The 22755-nt window shown below is 43.9% G+C and carries 15 protein-coding genes; 5 read left to right on the forward strand and 10 right to left on the reverse strand.

Annotated features, from left to right (window positions below; all coding sequences use genetic code 11):
- Positions 1 to 27 precede the first annotated feature (27 nt).
- Entirely contained in the window at positions 28 to 1476 is a 1449-nt protein-coding gene (gene viaA / locus OCU77_RS17825) for an ATPase RavA stimulator ViaA (protein WP_048897691.1), read from the forward strand.
- A 112-nt stretch (positions 1477 to 1588) separates the two neighbouring features.
- Here viaA and OCU77_RS17830 read toward each other — a convergent pair whose 3' ends face one another.
- On the reverse strand, positions 1589 to 2692 hold the full coding sequence (locus OCU77_RS17830) for a substrate-binding periplasmic protein (RefSeq protein WP_107302685.1): 1104 nt from the start codon (positions 2690 to 2692) through the stop codon (positions 1589 to 1591).
- Positions 2693 to 2966: 274 nt separating this feature from the next.
- On the opposite strand from OCU77_RS17830, the gene OCU77_RS17835 reads away from it, so the two are divergent.
- Complete coding sequence (locus tag OCU77_RS17835) at positions 2967 to 4466, forward strand: NfeD family protein (RefSeq protein WP_048897692.1); 1500 nt, start codon at positions 2967 to 2969, stop codon at positions 4464 to 4466.
- Between the two features lie 4 nt (positions 4467 to 4470).
- Positions 4471 to 5286, forward strand: a complete 816-nt coding sequence (locus OCU77_RS17840; protein ID WP_048897693.1) for a slipin family protein — start codon at positions 4471 to 4473, stop codon at positions 5284 to 5286.
- An 85-nt stretch (positions 5287 to 5371) separates the two neighbouring features.
- On the opposite strand, the gene pelG is transcribed toward OCU77_RS17840, so the two are convergent.
- From pelG to OCU77_RS17875, 7 genes are read right to left on the reverse strand one after another with little or no spacing between them, the layout of a single operon-like run.
- Positions 5372 to 6745, reverse strand: a complete 1374-nt coding sequence (pelG, locus tag OCU77_RS17845; RefSeq protein WP_107302684.1) for an exopolysaccharide Pel transporter PelG — start codon at positions 6743 to 6745, stop codon at positions 5372 to 5374.
- Entirely contained in the window at positions 6726 to 8246 is a 1521-nt protein-coding gene (gene pelF / locus OCU77_RS17850; protein WP_048897694.1) for a GT4 family glycosyltransferase PelF, read from the reverse strand. Before pelF ends, pelG begins: the two co-directional genes overlap by 20 nt.
- The gene (locus OCU77_RS17855) at positions 8243 to 9214 is read right to left on the reverse strand and encodes a hypothetical protein (RefSeq protein WP_144414884.1); all 972 of its coding nucleotides are present in this window, start codon (positions 9212 to 9214) and stop codon (positions 8243 to 8245) included. Before OCU77_RS17855 ends, pelF begins: the two co-directional genes overlap by 4 nt.
- Positions 9174 to 10517: a PelD GGDEF domain-containing protein gene (locus tag OCU77_RS17860; RefSeq protein ID WP_048897696.1), complete on the reverse strand. Its 1344-nt coding sequence runs from the start codon at positions 10515 to 10517 to the stop codon at positions 9174 to 9176. Before OCU77_RS17860 ends, OCU77_RS17855 begins: the two co-directional genes overlap by 41 nt.
- A 50-nt stretch (positions 10518 to 10567) precedes the next feature.
- On the reverse strand, positions 10568 to 11089 hold the full coding sequence (locus OCU77_RS17865; protein WP_048897697.1) for a hypothetical protein: 522 nt from the start codon (positions 11087 to 11089) through the stop codon (positions 10568 to 10570).
- 15 nt (positions 11090 to 11104) lie between these two features.
- Entirely contained in the window at positions 11105 to 14629 is a 3525-nt protein-coding gene (locus OCU77_RS17870) for a tetratricopeptide repeat protein (protein WP_107302683.1), read from the reverse strand.
- A 46-nt stretch (positions 14630 to 14675) separates the two neighbouring features.
- Positions 14676 to 17402 carry an endo alpha-1,4 polygalactosaminidase gene (locus OCU77_RS17875; protein WP_107302682.1) on the reverse strand — a complete coding sequence of 909 codons (2727 nt, stop codon included), beginning with the start codon at positions 17400 to 17402 and terminating at the stop codon, positions 14676 to 14678.
- Between the two features lie 267 nt (positions 17403 to 17669).
- Between OCU77_RS17875 and rlmF the strand changes: the two genes are divergently transcribed.
- The gene (rlmF, locus tag OCU77_RS17880; protein ID WP_048897703.1) at positions 17670 to 18674 is read left to right on the forward strand and encodes a 23S rRNA (adenine(1618)-N(6))-methyltransferase RlmF; all 1005 of its coding nucleotides are present in this window, start codon (positions 17670 to 17672) and stop codon (positions 18672 to 18674) included.
- Between the two features lie 97 nt (positions 18675 to 18771).
- Here the strand turns inward: rlmF and OCU77_RS17885 are convergent, their stop codons facing one another.
- The gene (locus OCU77_RS17885) at positions 18772 to 19218 is read right to left on the reverse strand and encodes a hypothetical protein (protein WP_048897704.1); all 447 of its coding nucleotides are present in this window, start codon (positions 19216 to 19218) and stop codon (positions 18772 to 18774) included.
- A gap of 227 nt (positions 19219 to 19445) precedes the next feature.
- Here OCU77_RS17885 and mrcB point away from each other — a divergent pair, with 227 nt between their 5' ends.
- Positions 19446 to 21851: a penicillin-binding protein 1B gene (gene mrcB, locus OCU77_RS17890; protein ID WP_084711718.1), complete on the forward strand. Its 2406-nt coding sequence runs from the start codon at positions 19446 to 19448 to the stop codon at positions 21849 to 21851.
- A gap of 171 nt (positions 21852 to 22022) precedes the next feature.
- Here the strand turns inward: mrcB and tenA are convergent, their stop codons facing one another.
- Positions 22023 to 22688 carry a thiaminase II gene (tenA, locus tag OCU77_RS17895; RefSeq protein ID WP_048897705.1) on the reverse strand — a complete coding sequence of 222 codons (666 nt, stop codon included), beginning with the start codon at positions 22686 to 22688 and terminating at the stop codon, positions 22023 to 22025.
- Between the last annotated feature and the right edge of the window lie 67 nt (positions 22689 to 22755).

Here is a 22755-nt window from a genome sequence, read left to right on the forward strand (position 1 = left end):
TTAATGTGAGTAACGAGGACCTGACTTATGCCAGTATCTGAAAGTTTTAACCTTGCAATGATGGTGGCAGAATCTGGCATGGTCGATTCTGCTATTCATGAACTATTAATGCGTCCGCAAATCATTATGGCGGCAGAAGCGAACCCTGGTATTAAGGCTGCGATGAAAAACCAGATCATGAAATGGCGTGGTCAGGTCCAACAGCGTATTACCAAAGTCAGTATTGAAGATCGTTTTAAGCAGGAAATTGCACTGTATGAAGAGGTCATTAATTGGGACGAAGATTACTTCATAAGCCAGGCTGATGAAGTAGTACAGCAACTAGAAGGGCACTCAGCTTTTTATTTTAAAGCGAAGTCGCTTGTTACCAAAGAACATGCGAAACATAACCCTATGTTTCAAAGCTATTTCTGTAGTCAGTGGTATCAGCATTTAAGTGCAACGCTTAAACAAGCTCAACTTGATGAATTAGAGCAGAATAAAGAGCAGTTGCTTACAGATCTTTACCAACGTATAGAAACCATGCAACAAATGGAGCAAGTGACTGAGGCGGGTGATGAAACGAAAGTCGGTCGCTTATGGGACATGGCGAAAGCTAAATTAACCCGTACTGATATTGAATCGATGAAATCAGTTGCTCGTTTTTTAAAACGTAATGACGGCTTAAAAGATATTGCTGAAAAGCTTGGCCGCATGGCAAATGAAATTGATGACCCCAATAAAGAAAGGGTGCGCTCTGAAGATTTACGTATGGTGGAAGAGTGTAGCGACAACGTTTCTGATGACATTGTTGGCGTGCATGAAAGTGATGATTTAGCAAAGTTGTTGCCCAATGAAACCATGTTTTTGGCTTACCCTGAATTGGAAGTTGTGTTCTACAAGCACTTAGTTGATAAACGTTTAATGAATTATCGCGTGCAGGGGACGCAGCGTAAACTTCGAAAAGTGAAAGCGTATAAGCGCCAGAGTAAGCAAGTAGAACAAGACAAAGGCCCATTTATTGTTTGTATTGATGCCTCTGGATCTATGTCAGGATTTCCAGAGCAATGTGCGAAGGCATTGGCTTATGGTTTGATGCAAATCGCTTTGGCTGAAGATCGTGATTGTTTTGTTATCATGTTCTCAACTCAGCAGATTACTTACGAACTCACTAAGCAAGACGGCTTGAGTGAAGTATTAAACTTCTTGTCTTATTCATTTCATGGCGGTACCGACCTGTCGCCAGTGTTAGATCAATCCATTGATTTGATGTGTGGTGAAAAGTATAAAAATGCAGACTTAGTGGTGCTATCTGACTTTATCGCGCCATCACAACCAGAAGAAATGCTACGTCGAATAGATAAACTGAAAGCGAGCCGTAATCGCTTTCATGCCGTCACTTTGTCTAAATATGGTAACCCGGCATTAATGGACATCTTTGATCATTGCTGGTCATATCATCCATCAAAGTTCAGCCGTTTAATGAAATGGCGTTAACCGCCATGAATCCCTGCGTTTAGTGGTTTTAGTCATGTACAAAAATCGGCTGATTGGCCGATTTTTGTTTATTGGTGCTTGCCTATTACTTTTTTCTTATTCGTGACAAGGGCTACCTTTCTGCAAAGTATTTACTGAGTGCTTGTTTCCATTCGGGGCTTTTTCTTACTTTGAGTAAGGCACGATTTAGTTCTTCCTCATACGGGCTATTATCACCAATGGCAAAACCATAATTTTGCTTTTCAAACTGGTAAGGCAGCACAGAAAGATCGGTGTATTTCCCATCTTCCTTAGATTTTTTAATCAGGTATTTTAAAACAGCGTCATCAGCAACAATCGCATCTACTTCTCGATTATCTAAAGCGGTTAGCATTTGCTCTGTGGATTCATAGGTTCTGTGCACGATACTGTGATTCGTTAAATATACAGACGATGTTGAAGCCAATTTAGCCCCTACATTGAGGTTAGCTAAATCGTTGGGGCCTTTTATGTCACTGCTTAGCAGCCCTAATGTAAAGGTGCTAGCCAATATTGCCGTAATACTGGCAATGAAAAGGGTTGTCGTGATAGCAAGTAATACGGTAATAAATCGACCCGTTAATGTTTTAAATTCATAGTAGTTAAAAGGGCCTTTGGTTATAAAGAGTAATCCTAATAAGAACCCCTCCAGTAACCGTGCTGCGCGTGATGGCATTGAATATAACTTGTCATTCACTTTGTGCTCTAGCAGGTAATAAATCCCCCCCACAAACGCGGCTGCTGCAAAGACAACACCTAATATTAATGACAGTTTTTTGTTAGTGATAATATTGAGTAAGGTTGCAAAGTGTCCTTGTTCTTTGACTGCGATGGCCAGTGAGGTTTCGTAGAAAGAATGTGTGAAATCGAGGACTAATTCACGCTCTTCGGTGATTGAAATACAAGACACGGCAATATCAATTCTTCCAGCGGTGACATCATCAAGTAATTCTTTTAACTCATGGCTTGATATTTCGAATTTCACATTGAGGTTTTCTGCTATTTGTTGCCATAAAAATATGCTCAGCCCACTATAGCTACCATTTTCGTTACTCATTACAAAGGGGGGGCACTCATAGCTCCCAACTTGCACAGTTTCTGCTTGGGCATGACGGGAGAGAAAACTAATGCTTAATAAGAGTAAGAACACAGAGAGTGCTATGTGATGCAGGGAAAAGAATTTACAAGCATCCTTCATTTTACCTCCAAGCAGTTTCAAAGCCATGGCTGTAGTATAAAAGTGATTTTAATCAAAGGGTGGTGTAACAGTGAGACGTTTACCTTTAATGTTCACCCGCGATTAAGCTGCTAGTCTATCCTTACTACTAATAAGGTTAATTTGTGGCCACAGTCGATAACATTAATCACATTCGATAAAAGCACTTCATTCGCGTGTATTGAGGATAATTAAAGAAGGTTTGTACCCATTCTGGCTTCACTATGTTGTTCCTGTGGTGGCTTTGGAGCATGAGATGAAACGGTTGTTATTGTGTTGTTGGATCGTTTTGCTTTGGTTTTCGCATTCAGTTCGTGCCGACGATGTGTGGGTCATTGAAATTAAAGGGGGGATTGGCCCAGCTATTAGTGATTATGTATCACGAGAGATTGCTTTGGCCCAAGAAGAGCAAGCAAAGTTTATCGTGTTGAAAATGGATACCCCTGGTGGGCTTGATACCTCGATGCGAGAAATCATTCAAGCCATTACCATTTCCCCCATTCCTATCGCAACTTGGGTTGGCCCTGCTGGATCGCGTGCTGCGAGTGCTGGGACATATATATTGCTTGCGAGTCATGTTGCGTCAATGGCCCCCGGTACGAACCTTGGTGCCGCAACTCCGGTTTCGCTTGGTGGGCCGCAGAGAGATAAAGATCAAGACAGTAATAATCCATTTGCCCCTAAACAAGATCAATCTGATAAATCACGCCCGTCACAGCAAGACTCGCCACAAAAATCTCAACCGGCACCATCTGCAGAGGATGAGTCTATAGCTCCCTCAGACCAAGCTAAGAAAACGCCAGATGAAGATGCTAAAGCCGATAATACGGATAACGCCTCGGGAGAGAGTGAGAAAATTGCAGCCAAAACGGCGATGGAGAAAAAGGTCATGAATGATGCCGCGGCTTATATCCAGAGTTTAGCTAAGTTGCATGGCCGTAATGAAGTCTGGGCTGAGAAGGCAGTAAGAGAAGCGGCGAGTTTAGATGCAGAAAGTGCTTTAGCTGAAAATGTCATAGATTTTATCGCGCCTAACCTTGATCAGTTGATAGCACAGGCGAATGGTCGCCAAGTTGTTGTGAATGGTGTTCAAACTGAGATCGCCCTTTCTAATGTGGCTTATGTAGAGCGACAGCAAGACTGGCGATTTAAGCTACTCACTGTTATTACCAATCCGAATGTTGCCTACATTTTGATGCTGATTGGGATCTATGGCTTATTGCTTGAGTTCTATAACCCAGGAGTCGGGCTTCCCGGCGTACTCGGCGGGATCTGCCTCATCTTAGCCATGTATTCGTTACAATTGTTGCCTGTTAGCTATGCTGGGCTTGGTTTGTTGTTATTAGGAATAGCATTGATGATTGCGGAAACTTTCAGTCCGAGTTTCGGTATTTTAGGGCTGGGGGGCATTGTTGCCTTTGTGTTGGGGTCAGTCATGCTGATGGATACAGAAACACCAGGATTCCAAATTGCTGTTCCTCTTATTGTGGGGTTAACCGTTGTTTCTGCACTGTTTTTCTTTGTCATTATTGCATTACTGCTCAAAGTACGCCGTCGCCCAGTAACAACGGGCGTACAACTTATCCAAGGGCAGATTGCCACCGTGATCTGTGGCTTTCCTGGCGAAGGGAAAGTCATGGTTGATGGTGAGATTTGGCAAGCTCGTTCTAACATGCAATACCAACAGGGAGACCATGTTGTGGTGACAAACATTTCAGGTCTATGGCTCGACGTAGAGAGTGTTAATAAGGAATAAGATCATGTTTACCTACTCGTTAGCGACCATCATAGTGCTGGCAGTTGCCTTGATCGCCAGCATGTTCAAAGTATTACGAGAATATGAGCGGGCCGTTGTGTTTTTGCTTGGGCGCTTTTATGAAGTGAAAGGACCGGGTTTGATCATTATTGTGCCGATTATCCAACAAATGGTGAGAGTTGATTTACGGACAATCGTGCTAGATGTGCCAACTCAAGATTTAATTACTCGCGATAATGTGTCGGTAAAGGTGAACGCCGTGGTCTACTACCGTGTGGTTGACCCTAAGATGGCCATCAATAACGTTGAGAACTACCATGAAGCAACCAGTCAGTTATCACAAACAACCTTACGCTCAGTGTTAGGGCAGCATGAGCTTGATGAGCTGTTATCTGCTAGAGATGATTTGAACAATGATTTGCAAGGGATCCTCGATCAACACACTGACAATTGGGGGATAAAAATTGCGAATGTTGAGATAAAGCATGTAGATCTGGATGACAGCATGGTCAGAGCGTTAGCACGTCAAGCTGAGGCTGAACGTTCTCGTCGCGCTAAGGTTATCCATGCGACGGGTGAGCTAGAAGCGTCGGCGAAATTGAGCGAGGCCGCTAAGGTGCTGAACCAGTCTCCCAATGCCGTACAGTTGCGCTATATGCAAACATTAACGGAAATTGCGAATGACCGCACTTCAACCATTATCTTCCCTATGCCTATCGATATCGTTGATAAGTTCTCATCGTGGATGGATGTGAGTGCACAATCCGGTAGACATAAAACAACACAACCACGTCAAAGTAGCGATAGTGACAATAGTTAAGTATAGAGCTGCTTGATTGCTATTGAGTAACAGCGCCATGGCTGAACGGCCATGGCGCTGTTAAATTGTGTACACTGTAGGCGCTTTAAGAGCGCTGTAACATAAAGGTTTGGTATTCTAAATCGTTAAACTGCTTATCAAGCATCACTAAGCCAATAATGGTTGTCAGTAACATGGTCACAGCGAAGCCATAGCCATAGAAAACAGGGCCAAGTTCAATACTGACATGTGCAAAGATGTAGTTCCCCACCGCCATGAAAACAGTTAGAGCAAGTGCTGAATAGCGCTTATCAAGGTAGTACATCACGTTAAGTATCGACATGACCAACACTTGTAAACTTACCCCCACTAAATCGACATACAGTAAGTGGAGGTAGGAGAGGTCAATGTTTAATGCTACTAGAATATCTTCAGCCCAAAGTAGTAATAGGGCGAGGGTCATGCCTTGTACTTTGAATATCTCATAAATACTTTGGCGACATGCCAGAACCATACGATCTTTGAGCAGGTAAATCGATTGAAGGGTCGCTCCTTCTCGCACTGAATCATAAAATTTTAAACAGGCATCAGCGAAGTCCGTTTCCATTCGCAGCATAAATACTGCCATACCAGGTACAATAGCAAGGTAAGCGATGAATATCGGCAAGTCGTAGATATAGGATGCGCGAAATAAATCAATGACTTGGTGAGAGGTTTCCTCTCTAAACCAAAAGACGAACTTATCAAGCCACACGCCCAGATTGTAGAAAAAACCACACAGTATTAATGAAAAAAAGGTTTTTTTACGGTCTAAAAATTCGAACGAGACCAGTTGGTTGGCTGGGAAGTCGCGAATAACGTGATAGAGAAACGCAAAAGTCAGTAATGCTTGGCACGAGGTGAAAATAAGCATCAAACCCAGTAAGCCATCGGAGGTATAAACGAAACTTAATCCGACCATTAAGCCATAGCTGATCATCATGGTGATGAAGATACGGTAATACTCTTTCATACCACTTAAGAAGATCAAGATTAACCACTGATTACAGAGCAGTACCAGAGAGGTGAAGATGGTGACTTTGACCGCCGGCTCTATATGATCAGAAAAAGTCATAATCCCGCCGCCGATCAGGGCTGCCAACACACTGGTAACAAGCATTGATCCTAATAAGTTAGGGACAATTCGGTGCTCTTGCTTGGCAAAAATGAGATCTGAGATAAAACGTGTCAGTAATAACTGGAATAAGCCACTAATGATGAGCGAGCCAGCCATCAAATAGGTAACTAAGACTAAGAACTGGACAATGACGTAGGTGGGAAAGACCCAGCCGACGCTCAAAATACCGATCGCGAGCAATGCGAGGATCGACAGTACCCAAGGCCCAGAGCTGATCAACCCCGCTAGGCCGTATGCCTCTAGCATTGAAAGGATGGTGTTCTTTTTTAGAATCTTCCTTAATTCAAACCCGATTCCTGCCATCAATGGCCTCCTGATAGAGTCTTCGGTACGAGTCGTACATCATTTTTTCATCGTAATAACGTACAACACGGGATTTTCCAATATCACCCGCTTTACGCCATTGTTCTGCATCGCCGAGCACTCGTGTTATGGCATTAGCACCATCAATCGGGCTCGCTATCGGAATAATTTCGCCGCATGATCCTAATGCAGCGTCTTCACCTGCTGCGCCATCAATAATTTCACGGCAGGCACCGACTTCGGTCGCAATACAGGGAATGCCAGCAGCCATTGCTTCAAGTAAAACCAGTGGCTGCGCTTCACTGATAGAGGTCAGCATCATGACCCCCAGTTGAGGCATGATTTCAGCGACATTTTGGCTGCCGAGCATTTTCACGTTATTCTCTAGCCCTAAACTTTCAATGAGGAGCTCACATTCATGAACATAATCCTCATCTTCTTCAGTTGGGCCGATAATCCAGCCTTCAACATCTGGCAGCGTTTCGACGGCACCTCGAATTGTACGGATAAAAGTTTTAATGTCTTTGATAGGCACAACACGACCCACAAGGCCAACGACCATAGGTGGTGTATCAGGACGTAATTTATAAGCTTCGCCAAATCGCGTCGTATTGATGCCATTTACAATGACTTGAGTGCGGGTATCGGGCGCACCGTCTTTATGCTGTCTTTGTCGGTTTCCCTCAAACAAAGAGACGATTTTATTGGCTTGATGATAAGCCGTAAGCCCCAGCTGCTCAAAGAAGCGAATCCATGTCTTACGGGTTAAATCCATGCCTTTATGCATGCTGATATCGATGAGCTTATGGCGGTCTTTTATCCATGTAGCTTGTGCTAAATCGATTTTACGTTCTTTGGTATAGATACCGTGCTCGGTTAACAAATATGGATTTTCTGTCTGTTTTTGACAGAGCGCTCCCAGAAAACCGGCATAGCCCGTAGAGACGCTGTGGAAGACCTTAGCATCAGGTAAATTTTGTGATATCTGCGATAAGATAAATAAAGGTTGATAGATATTGCGATAGGTCCAAAAGTAATCCACAAAGGATTGATGCTCGGCAGACGCCATATATCTATTAGTTAGCACTTCCCACGAAGCTTCGCTGTACAAGAAATCGCTAAGCGTTAGCTGATTATTTTTGCCTAAGAACTCAGATACGTCTTTCAGTAAGTCTTCAGGGATCGGCGTGTCATTTTTTTCAAAGAAGGATAAAAATTTCCCCCAAGCGTCGAAGAGTTTACTGTTTCCTTTACGCGCTTTAGGTTTCAAATTGCCGTTATTTGCAAGTAAGAAGTGGACGTCAAACCCCACGACATTATCAGGGAAATCATAAGCGGGTTTATCATAAAAATCGGGATGCCCGCCTAAAAAGATTAAGTGAAAGTTAAACTCGGGTAAGCCGCTGATAATTTGATGTACCCAGCTCGATACACCTCCTCGAACGTAGGGGTATGTGCCTTCAAGTAGCAGGCATATATCTATGTCACTCTTTTTTTTCATGCCCAATACTCCTTTATCTGGCTTAGCTTTTCGCCTTTTTGTTCAGGGAAATAGCTAATGTAATATTTCGCAGTTTCGTAATCGCCAGCTTCGTAAGCCGCTTCTGCAAGGTAAGGGGCGACTTGCTTGACTCTTAAGCCACCATCCATGGCTTGCGTTAGGCATTGCAATGCATCCTTTGGTCGTTGTTGTTCTAACATGACTCGACCAAGTAATAGATAGCTGGATGCGTTGGGTGAAATATTATTGGCAAGAGTGAGGTAATGCTCAGCTTGATCTAAGTAGTGTTTACGTAAAGCGCCCTCAGCAATCCCTAAATAACATAACTCCCAATACTGTTGTGCTATCTCATAGGCTTTACTGGCTTGCTCACGGTATTGGAATTGGCCTTTGAAAAGGGATATTGCTTCGTTGATTTGGGATTCTATGGTTTCAAGTGATGCATAGGCTAATAGGCGAACATCATCAGACAAATCTTTCAGCGCAAGCTGCAATAAAGGTACGGCTTGGGGTTTGGGTAAATGACGAATGGCACTGACCGCTAATAAGCGACGCTCTGGGTCGTCGTTATGCAGCAGAATTTCGCGTAGGGCACCCGCACCAAATTGTGTACCAGACAAGTCGCCAGGACTTTGTGGTAGTGGGGCCTCTTCACACTCTTGCCAAGTGATTAGGCTTTGTTTTCTTGGTATGTATAAGGCAACTAGCAAGGATGCCGCTGTGCCTATCATGCCAAATAGTGGTAAGAAAAAGTTAAAGAAAAACAAGAAGCTTACCGAACTAATGACGGGCGTTTTGTATTTCTTTGGTAGCAGAATCCAGCATAAAAAGGTAAAACTGGCGCAGGCGATGGCATGGCTTGAAATAAATCCAACCCAATGCATCTGCGTCATTTCTTTATCGAGCAGAATATAAAAGCCGATTGTCTCAAACGCTAGGGTTTGAAGAAATAGCCAAGCTTTCATCATAAGCTCCTAGTTCATCCATGAAGGCTGTGATTTCTGCGTTATCCGTGTCTAAAGAGAGTGGCCCTAGGATATCAATATCACTGATAGCCTCTCCGATATTGTTTTTGAGTAAATCGGTGACACGGGCAATGTATTGCTGGCTGTCGTAAGTTGTGGTTAGCGGGAGTAGTACCACTAACACCGGGTTGTTCGTCAGGGACTTACAAGTCCAGTAGACGTCAGCACCACGACGGAAATTCACTACGCTACTCAATACATTACCATGTTTACCTGAGCTATCAACAAAGGCGACAACATTACTATCAGCACCGTAATGGCGTTTATTGTATTTAGCGCGCGCCATGTATTTCAAAAAGAGGTCGCTTTGATTTGCTTTCAGAACAGGGGTGAGTAAAGCATCACTGAGCAAGTCAGCCGCATGGTTAGCAACCAATGATAATAGGGCAACATTGGCTGGTGTTAGCATGAAGAATTTTGCATTTTCAGCTAGCGCAACGGCTTGTAAATTGCCCATAGTATCGAGTAAAGGGATACAGAGTTGGTAGCGGGATTTGTGAATCTCATTTTCACCTATGGTTGCAGGTGATAGTAATTTTTTAGATGCCAACATATCTTGTAGCATCGGGTCTTTGATTATGAGCTGGTGGTGATCCCCGATGATGGCGTGAGGCTGTTTGTCTATTTTATTTTTGGTCACTTTGTACAGACCAGCCACTTGCAAACCACCTATTTCGGCGAGAAGGTTTAGCAGTGGATGCCCGATGTTCTCAATACGCTTATCTGCATGAGCGGAGGCAATCTTTTGTAAGGTGTTAATACTTGCCCGCAAGCTGATTGTTTGACCAGCAGTGCGTTGTTCTAACTGATCATGTGAGACTTTAAGCAAGTGATAGTTTTTTGTAAAACTATCGAGTTTCTGGCTCATATACTGATGATCAAGAATATGACGTTGATTAATATTGTGCCAATAGTCTCGAAACTCTCCCGCAATCATAGCTGTTAGTATGGTTCCAACGGCTAATGAAAAGGGGTAGAACTCAAGTACGCCAGTGATACGCATCGCAGTGGCTAAGCCAGCTGTTGTGATCAATGCGCAAATGAATCCTTTGGCAAAGCCATAGCGTAACGATATTAGCAGTGGACCAAAAAGAGGCCAGAAGAAATTATGATCCGTAGAAGTGGGGGCTAACGAATCTGACTTCATCCAAATAAATATTGCCAGCAATGCAATAACGGCCGTTTCCAGCCATGCAAAGCCCTCTTCTTTAAAGCCAATGATGAAGCGTTGCCATAGTTTATTCATAAGCCTACTCGCAGAGTTTGTTTCTTTCTATATCAACAATCGCTGCCATGCTATTCAAGGTTTTCAACGTTGACCCCATCTAGCAGTTCATCGATCACGATATGCCCAGTGCCACTAACACTTTCTCGACCCCAGCCACCACGCGAGCCCGTCGCACGCCAAAGTGTTGTTTTACTTTTCGCCGATTTTATTTCGAGCGTAATACCAACAGCAGGCTCACCATCTAACCCGCTTTTATAGTGCCACTCTTCCACTGAGCCTGTAATAATGTAATCAGCAGGTTGTGATGCTAACCACGTCTGCGCTTGTCTTCGTTTGGCTGAATCATCAATGATCACAGCAAGATCATTTGTGTTTAGCTCTGGATATATAGTGGCACGGATCCCTTTGGCGTAAAGCTGAGCATTGAGAATCTCCTCTACTTTCTCTGCTGCCATGGGGGTATTTGAGTGGTTTGCCATTGGCATGATGACCCAATGACTATTTGCCGCAAAAACTGGGCTATCTGGTACTTGGTAACTAGAACAGGCGCTTAACCCTGCAATGGAAGCAGCAAGTAAGATGCGTTTCATCCGGCTTCTCCTTAATTAGAAACTGTAGTAATAGCCAAAAGCTACTTTTAGCGACTCATCGCCATTTCGGTCTTGGCTTTGCCAATCAACACCCATGTAGAGTTCGTCATTTCCGATAATTCGCCAACCGAGGCCGGCACTTAACGTCATATCAATTTGTTGGGCTTCTACGTTATAGCCCACAGAACTATCTAGCCAGTAACGAGGTGAGGGTGCTGTTGGCCCAGGAACTCCTGGTTCCCCGTGCCACACTCGGTGACCAATTGATAATCTTTGGTAGCGCTCAGCAATAAAATCACTGGGGGCAAGTGGCCTAGATCCTTGTTGCCAGCGGTTAACTCCCCTCATTGGGGCGTTACTGTGGCTGACCTGTTGCATGCTAAATTCGCTATAAACTTGCCATGCTGGGTCATTAAAGAAAAATTGTTCGCTGGCGCGGATATTCATGTCCCAGCCACGGCCGATATCATCACCAAAGCGCGTTGATAAATCATGAAGACTGACTTGCATTGCTAGATTTTCACGCGCTGTAGGTTGATAGTTCACGTTTATACCGAGAACATTATCTTGCCCAGCGAGGGTCATTAATTGGCTGGCCTCGAGATGATTGTTAATGCCTAATTTAATCCCACCAGACCAATAGCTTTTCAGTTGGGTGTTAAATTCGGCTAATACACCAAGGCGTTGATCGCCAACACCTTGTGCAAGATCCGCTTTAACAGCCCATGTACTTTCATTCTGCTGCCAATAAAAACCGCCTCGTAGTCGAAATTCATCATCGATGGGCGTTTTACCTAATAGCTCAGGAGTATCTGCTTGTTGGTAATCACTACCTAGGCGGTAATAGCCGTTGTAGTGTGGAGCGTAGTAATCCAGACTAAAGCGATTGATATTCCACTGAGTGATGGATGTTTGTTGGGCGCGAACGCTGTGTGTTTTATTCGGGTGTTGATTTACATGATTCTTACGTAGTTGCTTTTCGGCCACTTCATCTGCAAGTACGCCAATTTCTTGTTGAGCTTGCTGCCATGCTTGTTGATGCCTACCTACAGCTTGTAGTGCGTAATTTTTATCAGCAACGGGTAAGGTCAGCGATTCAATGAGAAGTTTTTCCATAGCTTCACGATCGTGTTTCTCTATCGCAAAAGAAAGTTGTTGCCAATCTGGTAGCTGGTATTGGCTGAGTGCCGTTTTTTCATGCCAATAAAGTGCAACATCAGGGCGACCTTGAGCAAGGTAGTATTGGATCAGTTCGGCGACATTATTCGTGTTTGGTTGAGCGAGGGTATTGGCTTCGACCAATTTCAGTGCTGTTTTATCACCAACGAATAATGCGATTAAGGCTCGATGTGAAATGTCACCATCGGGCAGCGCCAGTAAAGATGTTGCCATATTTTTAGCGACATACTGGCGTAATTGATAAGCGCGATCATATTGTTCACGTAACTCCAAGAGAGAAGCGTAGTTCAGCAATAATGCTGCATCGGGTTTATCTGTCGCTTGGATTTGGCGGCGATACCAGAGATCAGCTTCATCATTTCGGCCAAGCTGTTGTGCGCTTGCGGCAAAAACAGACCAGAAGTCAGCATTATTCGCCAGTGGCAGGCGATAACTCTCATAAAGGGTACGCAGCTTGTCTTGATCATTAGTGGCAATTAACCACCACATATAGCCATTGATAGCAGGCTGAAAACCAGTGTTAGTTGAGATAGCTTGCTGATAAAGTTGATGCGCACGTGCAGTTTGCCCTTGTTTAACGGCAAGTTGTGCACGGTAATAAGTCACTTCGGCATTACTTTTCAAATAGCGATCTTTGCTAGCAAGAGTAAAAAGTGCGGGCATTTGATCGAATGACTGAGCATCATTGCTGACTCTGATGGCCAAGAGTAAGAATTCACTATTACCAGACTCTTGATATAAGCGTGTGAGCTCATCGATATCCTTGATGGTAAAGGGGGCATGCAGCTGGATATAACGATAAACATCAATATTCGCCGTTGAGCGCTGCATTAAATATTGTTGGCTACGTTGTGCTAATGCTTTATTGCTGCTATCCCATGCTAAGGCTGCCACCATCTTAAGGTAATCATCGTCAGCAAGTTGCCAATCAGATGGCTCGATCAAAACCTCTAACGCTTGCTCGGGTTGATTGAGGTAGATATAGGCGTTGGCAAAACGTTCTGCTTCCTCTGTGGTTGGTTGGCGCAACCGCTTGAGGGCTTTTCTTTGTTTTATTACTTGTGCATGATCACTGTTATAAGAGTACAGACGCGATTTATGGCTCACTAAAGCGCTGTCATACGGTCGCTTCGCAGACAATGATTTAACACTACGCAATGCTGCAGGTGTGCCTTTGGCCTTTTCTAATGCATTTAGCCACGCATCGTATTCGCTAGCTTTAAGAACATTAGCATAGGCGAGTGCATCAAAGAAAACCCCCTCATGGTAGATGTCACCTAAGGCTTTTGATTCTTCGATACCAGCTCGAATTTGTGGTTCAGTTGCACTTTTCTTTAGTAATGCCAAGCTGGTCTTAAAGGCATTCGGGATATCACCTTGCCAGCGGTAAACCTTGTGCAACTTATCCAAAGATGCTGATGTAGGGTTCTGACTGGTTGCTTGTGCTAATAACTCAGTTGCTAACGGCAAATTACCCAGTGAAATGGCAAGATCCGCGGTTTCTACTTGTAGCGCTGGTGAAGGCGCAATAGCTAACAACTGCTGTGATTTTTGCATTGCCAATTCGAGCTCACCTGCCTCTTTGGCTTGCTCGATCACTAGCATTAAATATTGTGGTTCATTAGCCAGTTTTCCCTCGTAATGTTTGTAAAATTCAAGGTTGGCAGCTGAGTTGTTAGAGCTTTGATTCAACGTGATGAGCGATGCGAGAGTTTCGTAACTTTGGTACTCCATGAATGCTTCACGTTGCAGTTTAGCTGCGTTTTCATAATCAGACGTTTGTAAGGCTAGTTCAATCAACTCTTTATAACTGGTCTCTCCACTTTGTAGGTGAGGAGAAAGAAATTTAAAGGCGTAGTTAGGCATGGCAAGCGAGATGGCAGCATCGGCAAATTTTCGCGCAGTTGTTGCTTCTGGAATGTAATCAATATCCGAGAAAAAGTTCGCTATTTCTACATTTGCGGTTTGCTTTTCCTTAGTATTGTCGGAGTATGACTGCTGCAATAAAATATCCAAAAACAAAGTATGGCTATGCCAATCACGACGATTGTCTGAATAAAATAGGATAGGAGAGAGTGATTGTAAGGCGTCATCAACCTTGCCTAATTCATACTGATTTTGGGCTTGCATGAACATAATGGTGCGGTTTTGTGGCTCGTGGCTTTCTAACTCGTTCAGAAATGCGAGAGAGACTTCAGGTGATGTTGAGCGAGAGATTAACTTAACCAACATGCTTTTTGTTGGCGCAACCAGCCATAACGCCCAAAGTGATGTGAGCGTTAATATAACCAGAGATAACCGATTAACCAGTCGTATTCTTGGCGGATTCTTATGCGTGTCTTCTGACTCTCGTTTTTTCATATCAATAAACTTCAACCCTGCTACGGTGGAGGCAAAAATGCATTAATTACAGGTTATTGCAATTGAGTGTGCCTTGAAAAACACCGTTCTTGTTCGATTGATACCGCACCCTATTTGGCGGTAATTGCGTTTTAGCAAGTGTTTTATTGCTACGTAAGGTGCAGTGATTCATATTGGTCAATTCCATTTCGAATGGGACATGGCTGTTAAATGCCCAGTGAATGGTACTTCCTTGTGCTAGCCACTTTGTAAGTTGTGCATTGGCACTCTGTAGCCTGGGGGCGTTCGATTGTGTTGTTGAAAACTGTAAACGCGTTCTTGTTTTAGTCAGCATTAAATAATTGCCATCGGGTCCTTGATTCCAGCCAGCTAATTCAGACGTTGGCGTGACAGGGTAACCAAGTCTGTAGGGCGCTCGAATACTTTTAATGCCTGTTGATGTGATGAGCCATTCACCAGATAAGGTTTTTGATAGTCCTGTTTCATACAGCGTGCGAGCACGTTCTGCATACTCACTTAAATACAATGGCGTGGCTTTTTGTTTAATGGCCCAGTCATATACATTGGTTAGCCCTTTGAGTGAGGCAGGGTAAGCGCCAGAGTACATGTGGTAGTAGATCGAAATGGTTTTTAACCGACGTGGTTCGCCCAATAATTGGAAAGTTTCTACTGCACGACCATACCCATCATGATGTTCTGTCCAAAGGTTGGTATATAAATTTTCGTTGAGTACCGGGGCGTAGACGTGAACCGCTGAAGGGTACCAAGTGATGGTTGGCGAGACTTGGGTAAAGTTATCATTGCCTCGTACTACATAGGTATTGCCACCATTTACATTAAGTAAGTTGGCTTTTTCAGCGATAGCGAGAATATCTTCTTTAGGATCGGCTTTGCCCGACCATAAAACCAATCGCGCTTTTTTATTTTTAGGGGCTAAATTTTTGTTGATGTAGTCGATGCTGCCAATTATTTCATTGTTGTAATCGACGGTATAACCAGGGATAGGTAAGTTTTCACCGTACGCACTGGAATCGACCACTTTATCAAAATCCCAGAAAAATGGATGACTAAAGGTATGCGAAGCAATTTCGACATGTGGTAATTTAAATATTTTGCGCGCAATGGCTTCTAGTTGTGGACTCTCTTTAGGGTATAGGCCACGTTCACCTACTTCACCTTCAATCACTGAAACAGTTTGAGGTAAAGTGTATTTCTTAAATACATGTTCAAGTAAGACCTCGGCTGTATAGGGCTTGCCGGGAAACCATCCTTTAGAAGGAAAACCATCACCATCGACATGGCTGGTTAGAATACGTCGCCCAGACTCTGTGGTGGCGTCTGCTGCTGGAATAACGGGTAGTTGCAAGGTTTCATCGACTAAGCGAAAAGGATCAATTTGCCAGACTTCGGTCTCATTCGCCAAGCTTGCCACAGGCAGTGGGTTTAAAATCGCACCTCCCCAGCCAGCTTTAAAAAATAGCGTGGACGTGTTTTGTTGTTGATCCTCTATGGTGATCAAAGGTGTGATTGTGTTTTTATCTATGGTGATTTTCGCTTGAGTTTCAAACTGACTAAAACGCAATGGGTAACGATTTCTAAGCCAAGCATGGCCTACTTTTAACGTGATTTTCCCACTTAAATCACCACTGTTTTGAATGCCAAGCCGAGCTAACAGTGCATTATCAGTAGGAAGTTGATTGATAAACAAAACGGGTGTTTTAAATATAACAGTATCTAGCCATAGGGATAGCGCAGGTACGCGCTGGAAAGAGGCTTGTTCTAACCATGTATAAACCGCAGCGTAGCGGCTTATGTCTACCTGAGAAAAGTTGAAATTATTTACATCTTGGCAATCGGGGACATAACCTTTGTATTCAATTGGCATCGCCATCATACGGTGGCATTGTGAGCTATTCATCGCACCATATTGGCTATCGTAAAAGCCAAGTACCCGTTTAGCGACAGGTTGGATCGTGCTAGTGCCAAATTCATACAACAAACCATCACTAATATATGGGGTGTAACCTTCATCGAGTAAACGTTGCGCAGCATCTTTTTGGCGTTCACGTTCTGATGCGGGGATATAGTCGATAGCGATGGTTTCGATATTACGTGCTTTTACCTCTGCTAACTTACCAGCAAGCCAATTACGATCGCTTTCACTGACCTTATGATACGTTTGGTCAACAGGGTGATAACTATCGTAAAGTGACTCCGCTGCAACTGCATAGATAGGGGCTTTAATTTGTGGAATCACTTCAAAGCCGCGGTTAAGTATTAATTTGGGGTGAGTCGGGAGTTGGTAAAGGCTATCAATGATCTTAGCCAATGCTTGTTGCTGAAGGGTTTGCTCTTTTTCAGAGTCAGTGAACAGATAGTAACTATCTAGAGTATCGAGGAAAAGTCCATCAAAGCCTCTTTTTGTCACTTTTTTTGCTTCAGCAAGCAGGTGTTTTTGCCAAGCTGGGCTTGAGAGCATCATGGCATGGCTTTGCCAGTTTTCATTTTTGGCAGGTGAGGCACTGGCCAGTGTACTTGGCAGTATTTCCCCATCATATTCCCCTACGCTGAGATAAGCGAAAACGAGTGAACCTGCAGTATGTAGGGTTTGTATTTGCTTGTCGGTAATTAGATTGGCATTTACAACCACGCGATCGTAGTTGATTAACTCACGCACAGAATCGACATCGTTATAGTAGAAAACGATGGAAGGGGGAGTTTTTGCGAATACATTGAAAGTAATGCTTATCAGCAATAACAGTGTCAATCGCATAGCAATAATCCTTTTGCGTGAAATGACATTTTTGAGCATATTCACCATGCCTCATAGTTATGATAGTAAGCCCATCATGATGAATTTGCTATGTATTTGTTAATTTCTTTAAGTCGATGTGGAAGAAGTGTGTCGTACCTAACACAATGATTTTGAGTGAACTTGCGCGATTACCTTTTAATAATTGAATCAATCTCCCCTTATAATCATGACAAGGTTACAATAGCGATATAAATGGCTTTGTGCCGACAGTGATTGGTAAGTGGAATGACACAGAAGAAAAAACAGACAACAAAACCGAGTAAAGGATTGCACCCAAGAAACCCGCATCGTGCACGTTACGATTTTCCTGCTCTTATCCAATGTAGTCCAGAGTTGGCACCTTTTGTTGCAGAAAACCGCTTTGGTGACCTCTCTGTCAACTTTTCCGATCCTATGGCTGTGAAAGTGTTAAATAAAGCATTATTGCGCCAATTTTATCAGGTTGATTACTGGGACATTCCTGCTGGGTTTTTATGTCCACCTATTCCTGGGCGTGCGGATTATCTTCATTATATTGCGGATTTATTAGCAGCCTCTAACGAGGGAGAGATCCCTCAAGGTCGCTTTGTCTCTGGGTTAGATATAGGTGTCGGTGCGAACTGCGTTTACCCAATCGTTGGACACCGTGTTTATGGCTGGCGATTTGTTGGTGCGGACGTTGATCCTTTGTCGATTAAATCTGCTAAGTTTATCGTAAGTAGTAACAAGACATTGAAAAATGGTGTGAAATTACGTTTGCAAAAAAATGCAGACCATATTTTCACCAATATGATTCAAGATGACGATCTGTTTGATTTCACCTTATGTAACCCTCCATTTCATGCTTCAGAGGCAGAAGCACTGGCAGGCAGTGAACGTAAAGTACGTAATTTAGCGGCCAATTCGGCGAAAAAAGGCGGGAAGGTGTTAACGCCGTCTAGTAAGGTGTCTGCATCGCTTAACTTTGGTGGCCAAAAGGCTGAGCTTTGGTGTGATGGCGGTGAAGCGGCTTTTATTCAACGTATGATCAAGCAGAGTGCGGAATGTGCTGATCAAGTCTTTTGGTTTACAACTTTAGTGTCGAAGAAAGAGAATTTAGCCGCAATTTACCAACAGTTAAAAACGGTAAATGCTGCTGATGTTCAGACGATTGAAATGGCACAAGGGCAAAAAATCACACGTGTTGTTGCTTGGACTTTCTTAGAGAAAGAACAGCAGCAAGCATGGCGAGAAACGCGTTGGTTAAAATAATACCTTTGTTCTAGCTAGATTGATGATTAAAAAAAGCGGCCTCGGCCGCTTTTTGTGTCTTTGTTGCATGGACATTACGCATACCTAAGTAAGATCGCTATGCTTTGTCACTTAAATTTGCGTAAGCGTGCAGTAATTCAGTAAGCACTGAAACCCAACCAAATGCATTTTCTGGCGCATTTTTTAATATTTTCTCTACTTCTTCGCAGTGTTGCTCAAGCGTAACGGCTTCTTCTAAATTGAATGATAAAGCGTAGAAGTGCCACAACAGTAGGCGAGTCATGCGTTCTGTGTTTTGATGTGCATTTTCAGACGATTCAAACGCACCTTTTACTTCACCAAGCGCAATGGCTGTCATACGGAGCATGGCATCAAATTGTGCTGACTTCAGGCGGTCTTCACTGTCGATTTCTTCTTGATCAAACGTGAATAGCTCTTCCATCATTTCTTCAGGTACCATGCGGCTGAGTACACGCATACTGAATTCTTCCAGTTCGTGTCGTGGCATAGTAACAAGGCATTCAAATGTGTAATCGCGTTCCATAATACTTCTCCGAAGTGTCAACTTATCCAGACGGACTGCGTGATAAAAAGAGCGGGCGCGTATTCTGAGTGATTTCATTACGAATTACCACCGCTGTTTCAATAGTTGGTAAAGAGCAACGGGTTTGTTAGCCGATAGGATTCGCACAATCCTGACAATGGGATGACATCTCATTATGGGGCCTTTCATATAGTCGCTGTTTTTTGTGACCTATTCAGCGTATTCCTATGTCAGATCGTCAGTCATCCTCCGAGCCCCATAAAGCAGCGTCTTCTTTTAGTGACAAGCCTTCTGGCATCTCGCACTCAGAAGGGGAGGTGCCAGAGGCTCAAAAAGATCCTAAGTTCATTCGAGGAGCCGGTAAGCGCAAGCGTATTATGTATGCTTTGCTAGCGGTGGGGCTGATTGTGGTCACTGCGATGACATTACTTGGTTTTAGGCTGCAACAAGTGGTGAGTGATAAGTTCACGGGGCAGTTGTGGCAGTTACCTTCGGTTGTGTATGCCCGCGAGTTGATTTTGCAGCCAGGGGCAAAGGTGCGTTATGAAGAAGTTCTTAATGAATTAAAGCAACTGAAGTATCAGCAAGTCGATGCTCCTAGTCGGTCGGGTGAGTATAAAGCTTCACGTTTGAAGCTTGAGTTTGTCCGTCGTCCTTTTACGTTTAAAGAAGGTAAAGAAGACGAGCGACATGTGGTGGTGGAATTTGATTACAGTGCGGTGAAACGTATTTCTGAATGGGTTGAGCGCGGTGGAAAGAAAGAACTCAAGCAACTTGGGATCATTCGTATTGAACCTAAAATGCTTGGGATGCTGGAATCGCAAACAACGGAGCAACGGATTTACCTACCTAAGGATCAAATGCCTTCCGCGTTAATTGATGCTTTGATAACGACAGAAGATCGCGACTTTTATCAGCATGATGGCGTTTCGATTGTGGCTATTGGTCGCGCATTTATTGCGAATGTAAAAGCAGGGCGAACCGTTCAAGGCGGCAGTACCTTAACCCAGCAGCTGGCGAAAAACTTGTTTTTATCGAGTGAGCGCAGTTTATGGCGCAAGATCAAAGAGGCTTATATGGCGCTGATCATTGACCATAACTACGATAAAGACCAAATCCTCGATGCTTACCTTAATCAGGTTTACCTTGCGCAGAGTGGTAAGCAAGCTATTCACGGTTTTGCGATGGGGGCTCATTTCTATTTTGGTCGACCATTGTCTGAACTTCGCGTTGATCAGCAGGCCATGCTGGTGGGGTTAGTCAAAGGGCCGTCTTATTATAATCCTTGGCGTTATCCTGAGCGTGCCACTGCCCGCCGTAATTTAGTGCTACGTATGATGCACGATAACCAAATGATAGATAGCGCCAGCTATGAGCGAGCGATACAGCGTCCATTAGATGTGCAAGAAAAAGGGCAGCTCTCTCGTCGACAACCGGCCTATTTTGATCAGTTACGTCGTGAGCTGACCGAAGAGGTGGGCGATAAGTTTGAATCGGGTAAAGGGCTACGATTATTTACAACGCTTGATCCTTTGTCACAAGAAAAAGCAGAAGAAGCAGTACGTGCTACCATGCCTAAAATGGCTAAAAAAGCGGGTGCTAATATAGAGAATGCTATCGTTATTGCTGATAGGAACACAGGTGAAGTTCGCGCTATGGTTGGCGGTAGTAAGCCGGGCTATGCGGGGTTTAATCGTGCTATTGATGCAAAACGTCAAATTGGCTCTGTGGTAAAACCTGCGATTTATTTAGCGGCATTGTCACAACCAGAGCGGTTTTCTTTGGCAACTAGCCTAGAAGATAAACCGCTAAAGTTAACAGGGGAGCGTGGCGAGACTTGGTCGCCACGAAATTATGATCGTCAGTACCGTGGTGCAGTGCCCCTCTATCTAGCGTTGGCTAAGTCTTATAATATTCCAACGGTAAATTTAGGTATGGCTGTTGGTCTGGACGATGTGATTGATACCATGGCGAAGCTGGGTGTCGATCGTAAGGAAATTCCGCCATTGCCTTCCATGTTGTTAGGTGCGTTCACCTTGACGCCGTTCGAAGTGACACAGATGTACCAGACCATAGCAAGTGGTGGGCGTAAAGCACAGTTGAAGGCCTTGAGTGCAGTGGTTACTAATGATGGCGACGTCTTGTTCCAGCAGTTACCTGTTGCATCACAAGTTGTGCCAGAGCAAGCGGCTTGGTTGACTATGTATGGTCTGAAAAAAGCGGTGACAGAAGGTACGGCGCGTTATCTTAATAGCCAATTCCCCTCATCGCGTTTAGCTGGTAAGACGGGGACATCAGATAAAGGACGTGACAGTTGGTATGTGGGCATTGATGGCCGTGAAGTTGTTACCGTATGGATGGGTAAAGACGACAATTCCAACTCTAATCTAACGGGATCATCTGGTGCATTGCGTTTATATACCGATTATATATTACGCCGCGATCCTGAGCCGCTTGTTCAGCAACAGCCTTCTGGGATCTCGACCTTTGACTATCAACGCAATCAAAATGGTACCTATAGCCAGCGTTGTTTAGGGCAAGACCATTTTCCTGCTTGGGATCCAAACGGCACTTTGAAAGTGACGTGTGTGAAAAAAGTGCAGCGTTTCTTCCAGAATTTATTTGATTGGTAAACCTTGGCTATAGACAAGCCTTGTCTGTAAATTACTCGGAATATAGATAGCGGGTAATAAGTCGCTTGGAGATAAACGGATAGAATAAGAAAGCCGCAGTGTAATAATAACACTGCGGCTTTTTAGTGAATGGCGGGTATAGATTTATGTAGTTACTTAGTTAGATTGGTATTAGCTGGCTGCATTCAAGCCTTGTTGCCAAAACGCCACTTCCATACGTGTTGCGGTTTTAAAAATTTCACACAAACGTTGACCACGGCTGCTGCTAAGCTCAACTTCAGCTAACATCTTGTTTAGGCGTGTTATAGTTTTTTGCGCACCTTGCTGAAAATCTTCGCTGCCGTACATCTCGATCCAACTGGCATACGCGTTTCCTTCTATTTTGGTTGCTGGCGACTGGATAAGTTGCTCACCAATAACGGCATAGCCAATCGCACAAGGCGCAAGGGCAACGTAGAGATCGAGTAAATCACCAGCCATACCAGTATCAAGCACGTAACGGGTATAAGCGACTGTACCGAAATCTTCGAGTTCGGCTTCCATGTCCAGCTCTGTTAAGCCCCATTGACCACAATACGTCACATGATGTTGAATTTCAGTCTCTAACAACGCCGAGAGGCTCGGCAGAGGTTCACGCATATCGGCTAATGTCGGTGCTTTGTAAACGGCCAGTGCATAAGCACGTGCATAGTGTTTTAAAAACAGAAAATCTTGCTTTAAGTAATGCAAATAAGCGGCTGCATTTAAGCTGCCGTTAGCAAGCTCTTGAACAAAGCGATGTTGGGTGTAGTCCGTCCAATCTTGTTGGCAAGCGGTAATAAGATCCTGATAGTTCATGGTTGTCCTTTTGTACCCGCTTACTTTAATAAGCGGGTGGAATGTGAAAGTAGTGAGTGCCTGAAAG

The sequence above is a fragment of the Photobacterium swingsii genome (assembly GCF_024346715.1).
Classification (GTDB): domain Bacteria; phylum Pseudomonadota; class Gammaproteobacteria; order Enterobacterales; family Vibrionaceae; genus Photobacterium; species Photobacterium swingsii.

Coding starts and splice junctions, on each gene's coding strand:
- OCU77_RS17870 (WP_107302683.1), bottom strand. CDS start 14,629: ATGAAAAAACGAGAGTCAGAAGACACGCATAAGAATCCGCCAAGAATA.
- OCU77_RS17840 (WP_048897693.1), top strand. CDS start 4,471: ATGTTTACCTACTCGTTAGCGACCATCATAGTGCTGGCAGTTGCCTTG.
- OCU77_RS17830 (WP_107302685.1), bottom strand. CDS start 2,692: ATGAAGGATGCTTGTAAATTCTTTTCCCTGCATCACATAGCACTCTCT.
- OCU77_RS17860 (WP_048897696.1), bottom strand. CDS start 10,517: ATGAATAAACTATGGCAACGCTTCATCATTGGCTTTAAAGAAGAGGGC.
- tenA (WP_048897705.1), bottom strand. CDS start 22,688: ATGAACTATCAGGATCTTATTACCGCTTGCCAACAAGATTGGACGGAC.
- OCU77_RS17865 (WP_048897697.1), bottom strand. CDS start 11,089: ATGAAACGCATCTTACTTGCTGCTTCCATTGCAGGGTTAAGCGCCTGT.
- OCU77_RS17885 (WP_048897704.1), bottom strand. CDS start 19,218: ATGGAACGCGATTACACATTTGAATGCCTTGTTACTATGCCACGACAC.
- OCU77_RS17855 (WP_144414884.1), bottom strand. CDS start 9,214: ATGATGAAAGCTTGGCTATTTCTTCAAACCCTAGCGTTTGAGACAATC.
- pelF (WP_048897694.1), bottom strand. CDS start 8,246: ATGAAAAAAAAGAGTGACATAGATATATGCCTGCTACTTGAAGGCACA.
- OCU77_RS17835 (WP_048897692.1), top strand. CDS start 2,967: ATGAAACGGTTGTTATTGTGTTGTTGGATCGTTTTGCTTTGGTTTTCG.
- rlmF (WP_048897703.1), top strand. CDS start 17,670: ATGACACAGAAGAAAAAACAGACAACAAAACCGAGTAAAGGATTGCAC.
- OCU77_RS17875 (WP_107302682.1), bottom strand. CDS start 17,402: ATGCGATTGACACTGTTATTGCTGATAAGCATTACTTTCAATGTATTC.
- mrcB (WP_084711718.1), top strand. CDS start 19,446: ATGTCAGATCGTCAGTCATCCTCCGAGCCCCATAAAGCAGCGTCTTCT.
- pelG (WP_107302684.1), bottom strand. CDS start 6,745: ATGGCAGGAATCGGGTTTGAATTAAGGAAGATTCTAAAAAAGAACACC.
- viaA (WP_048897691.1), top strand. CDS start 28: ATGCCAGTATCTGAAAGTTTTAACCTTGCAATGATGGTGGCAGAATCT.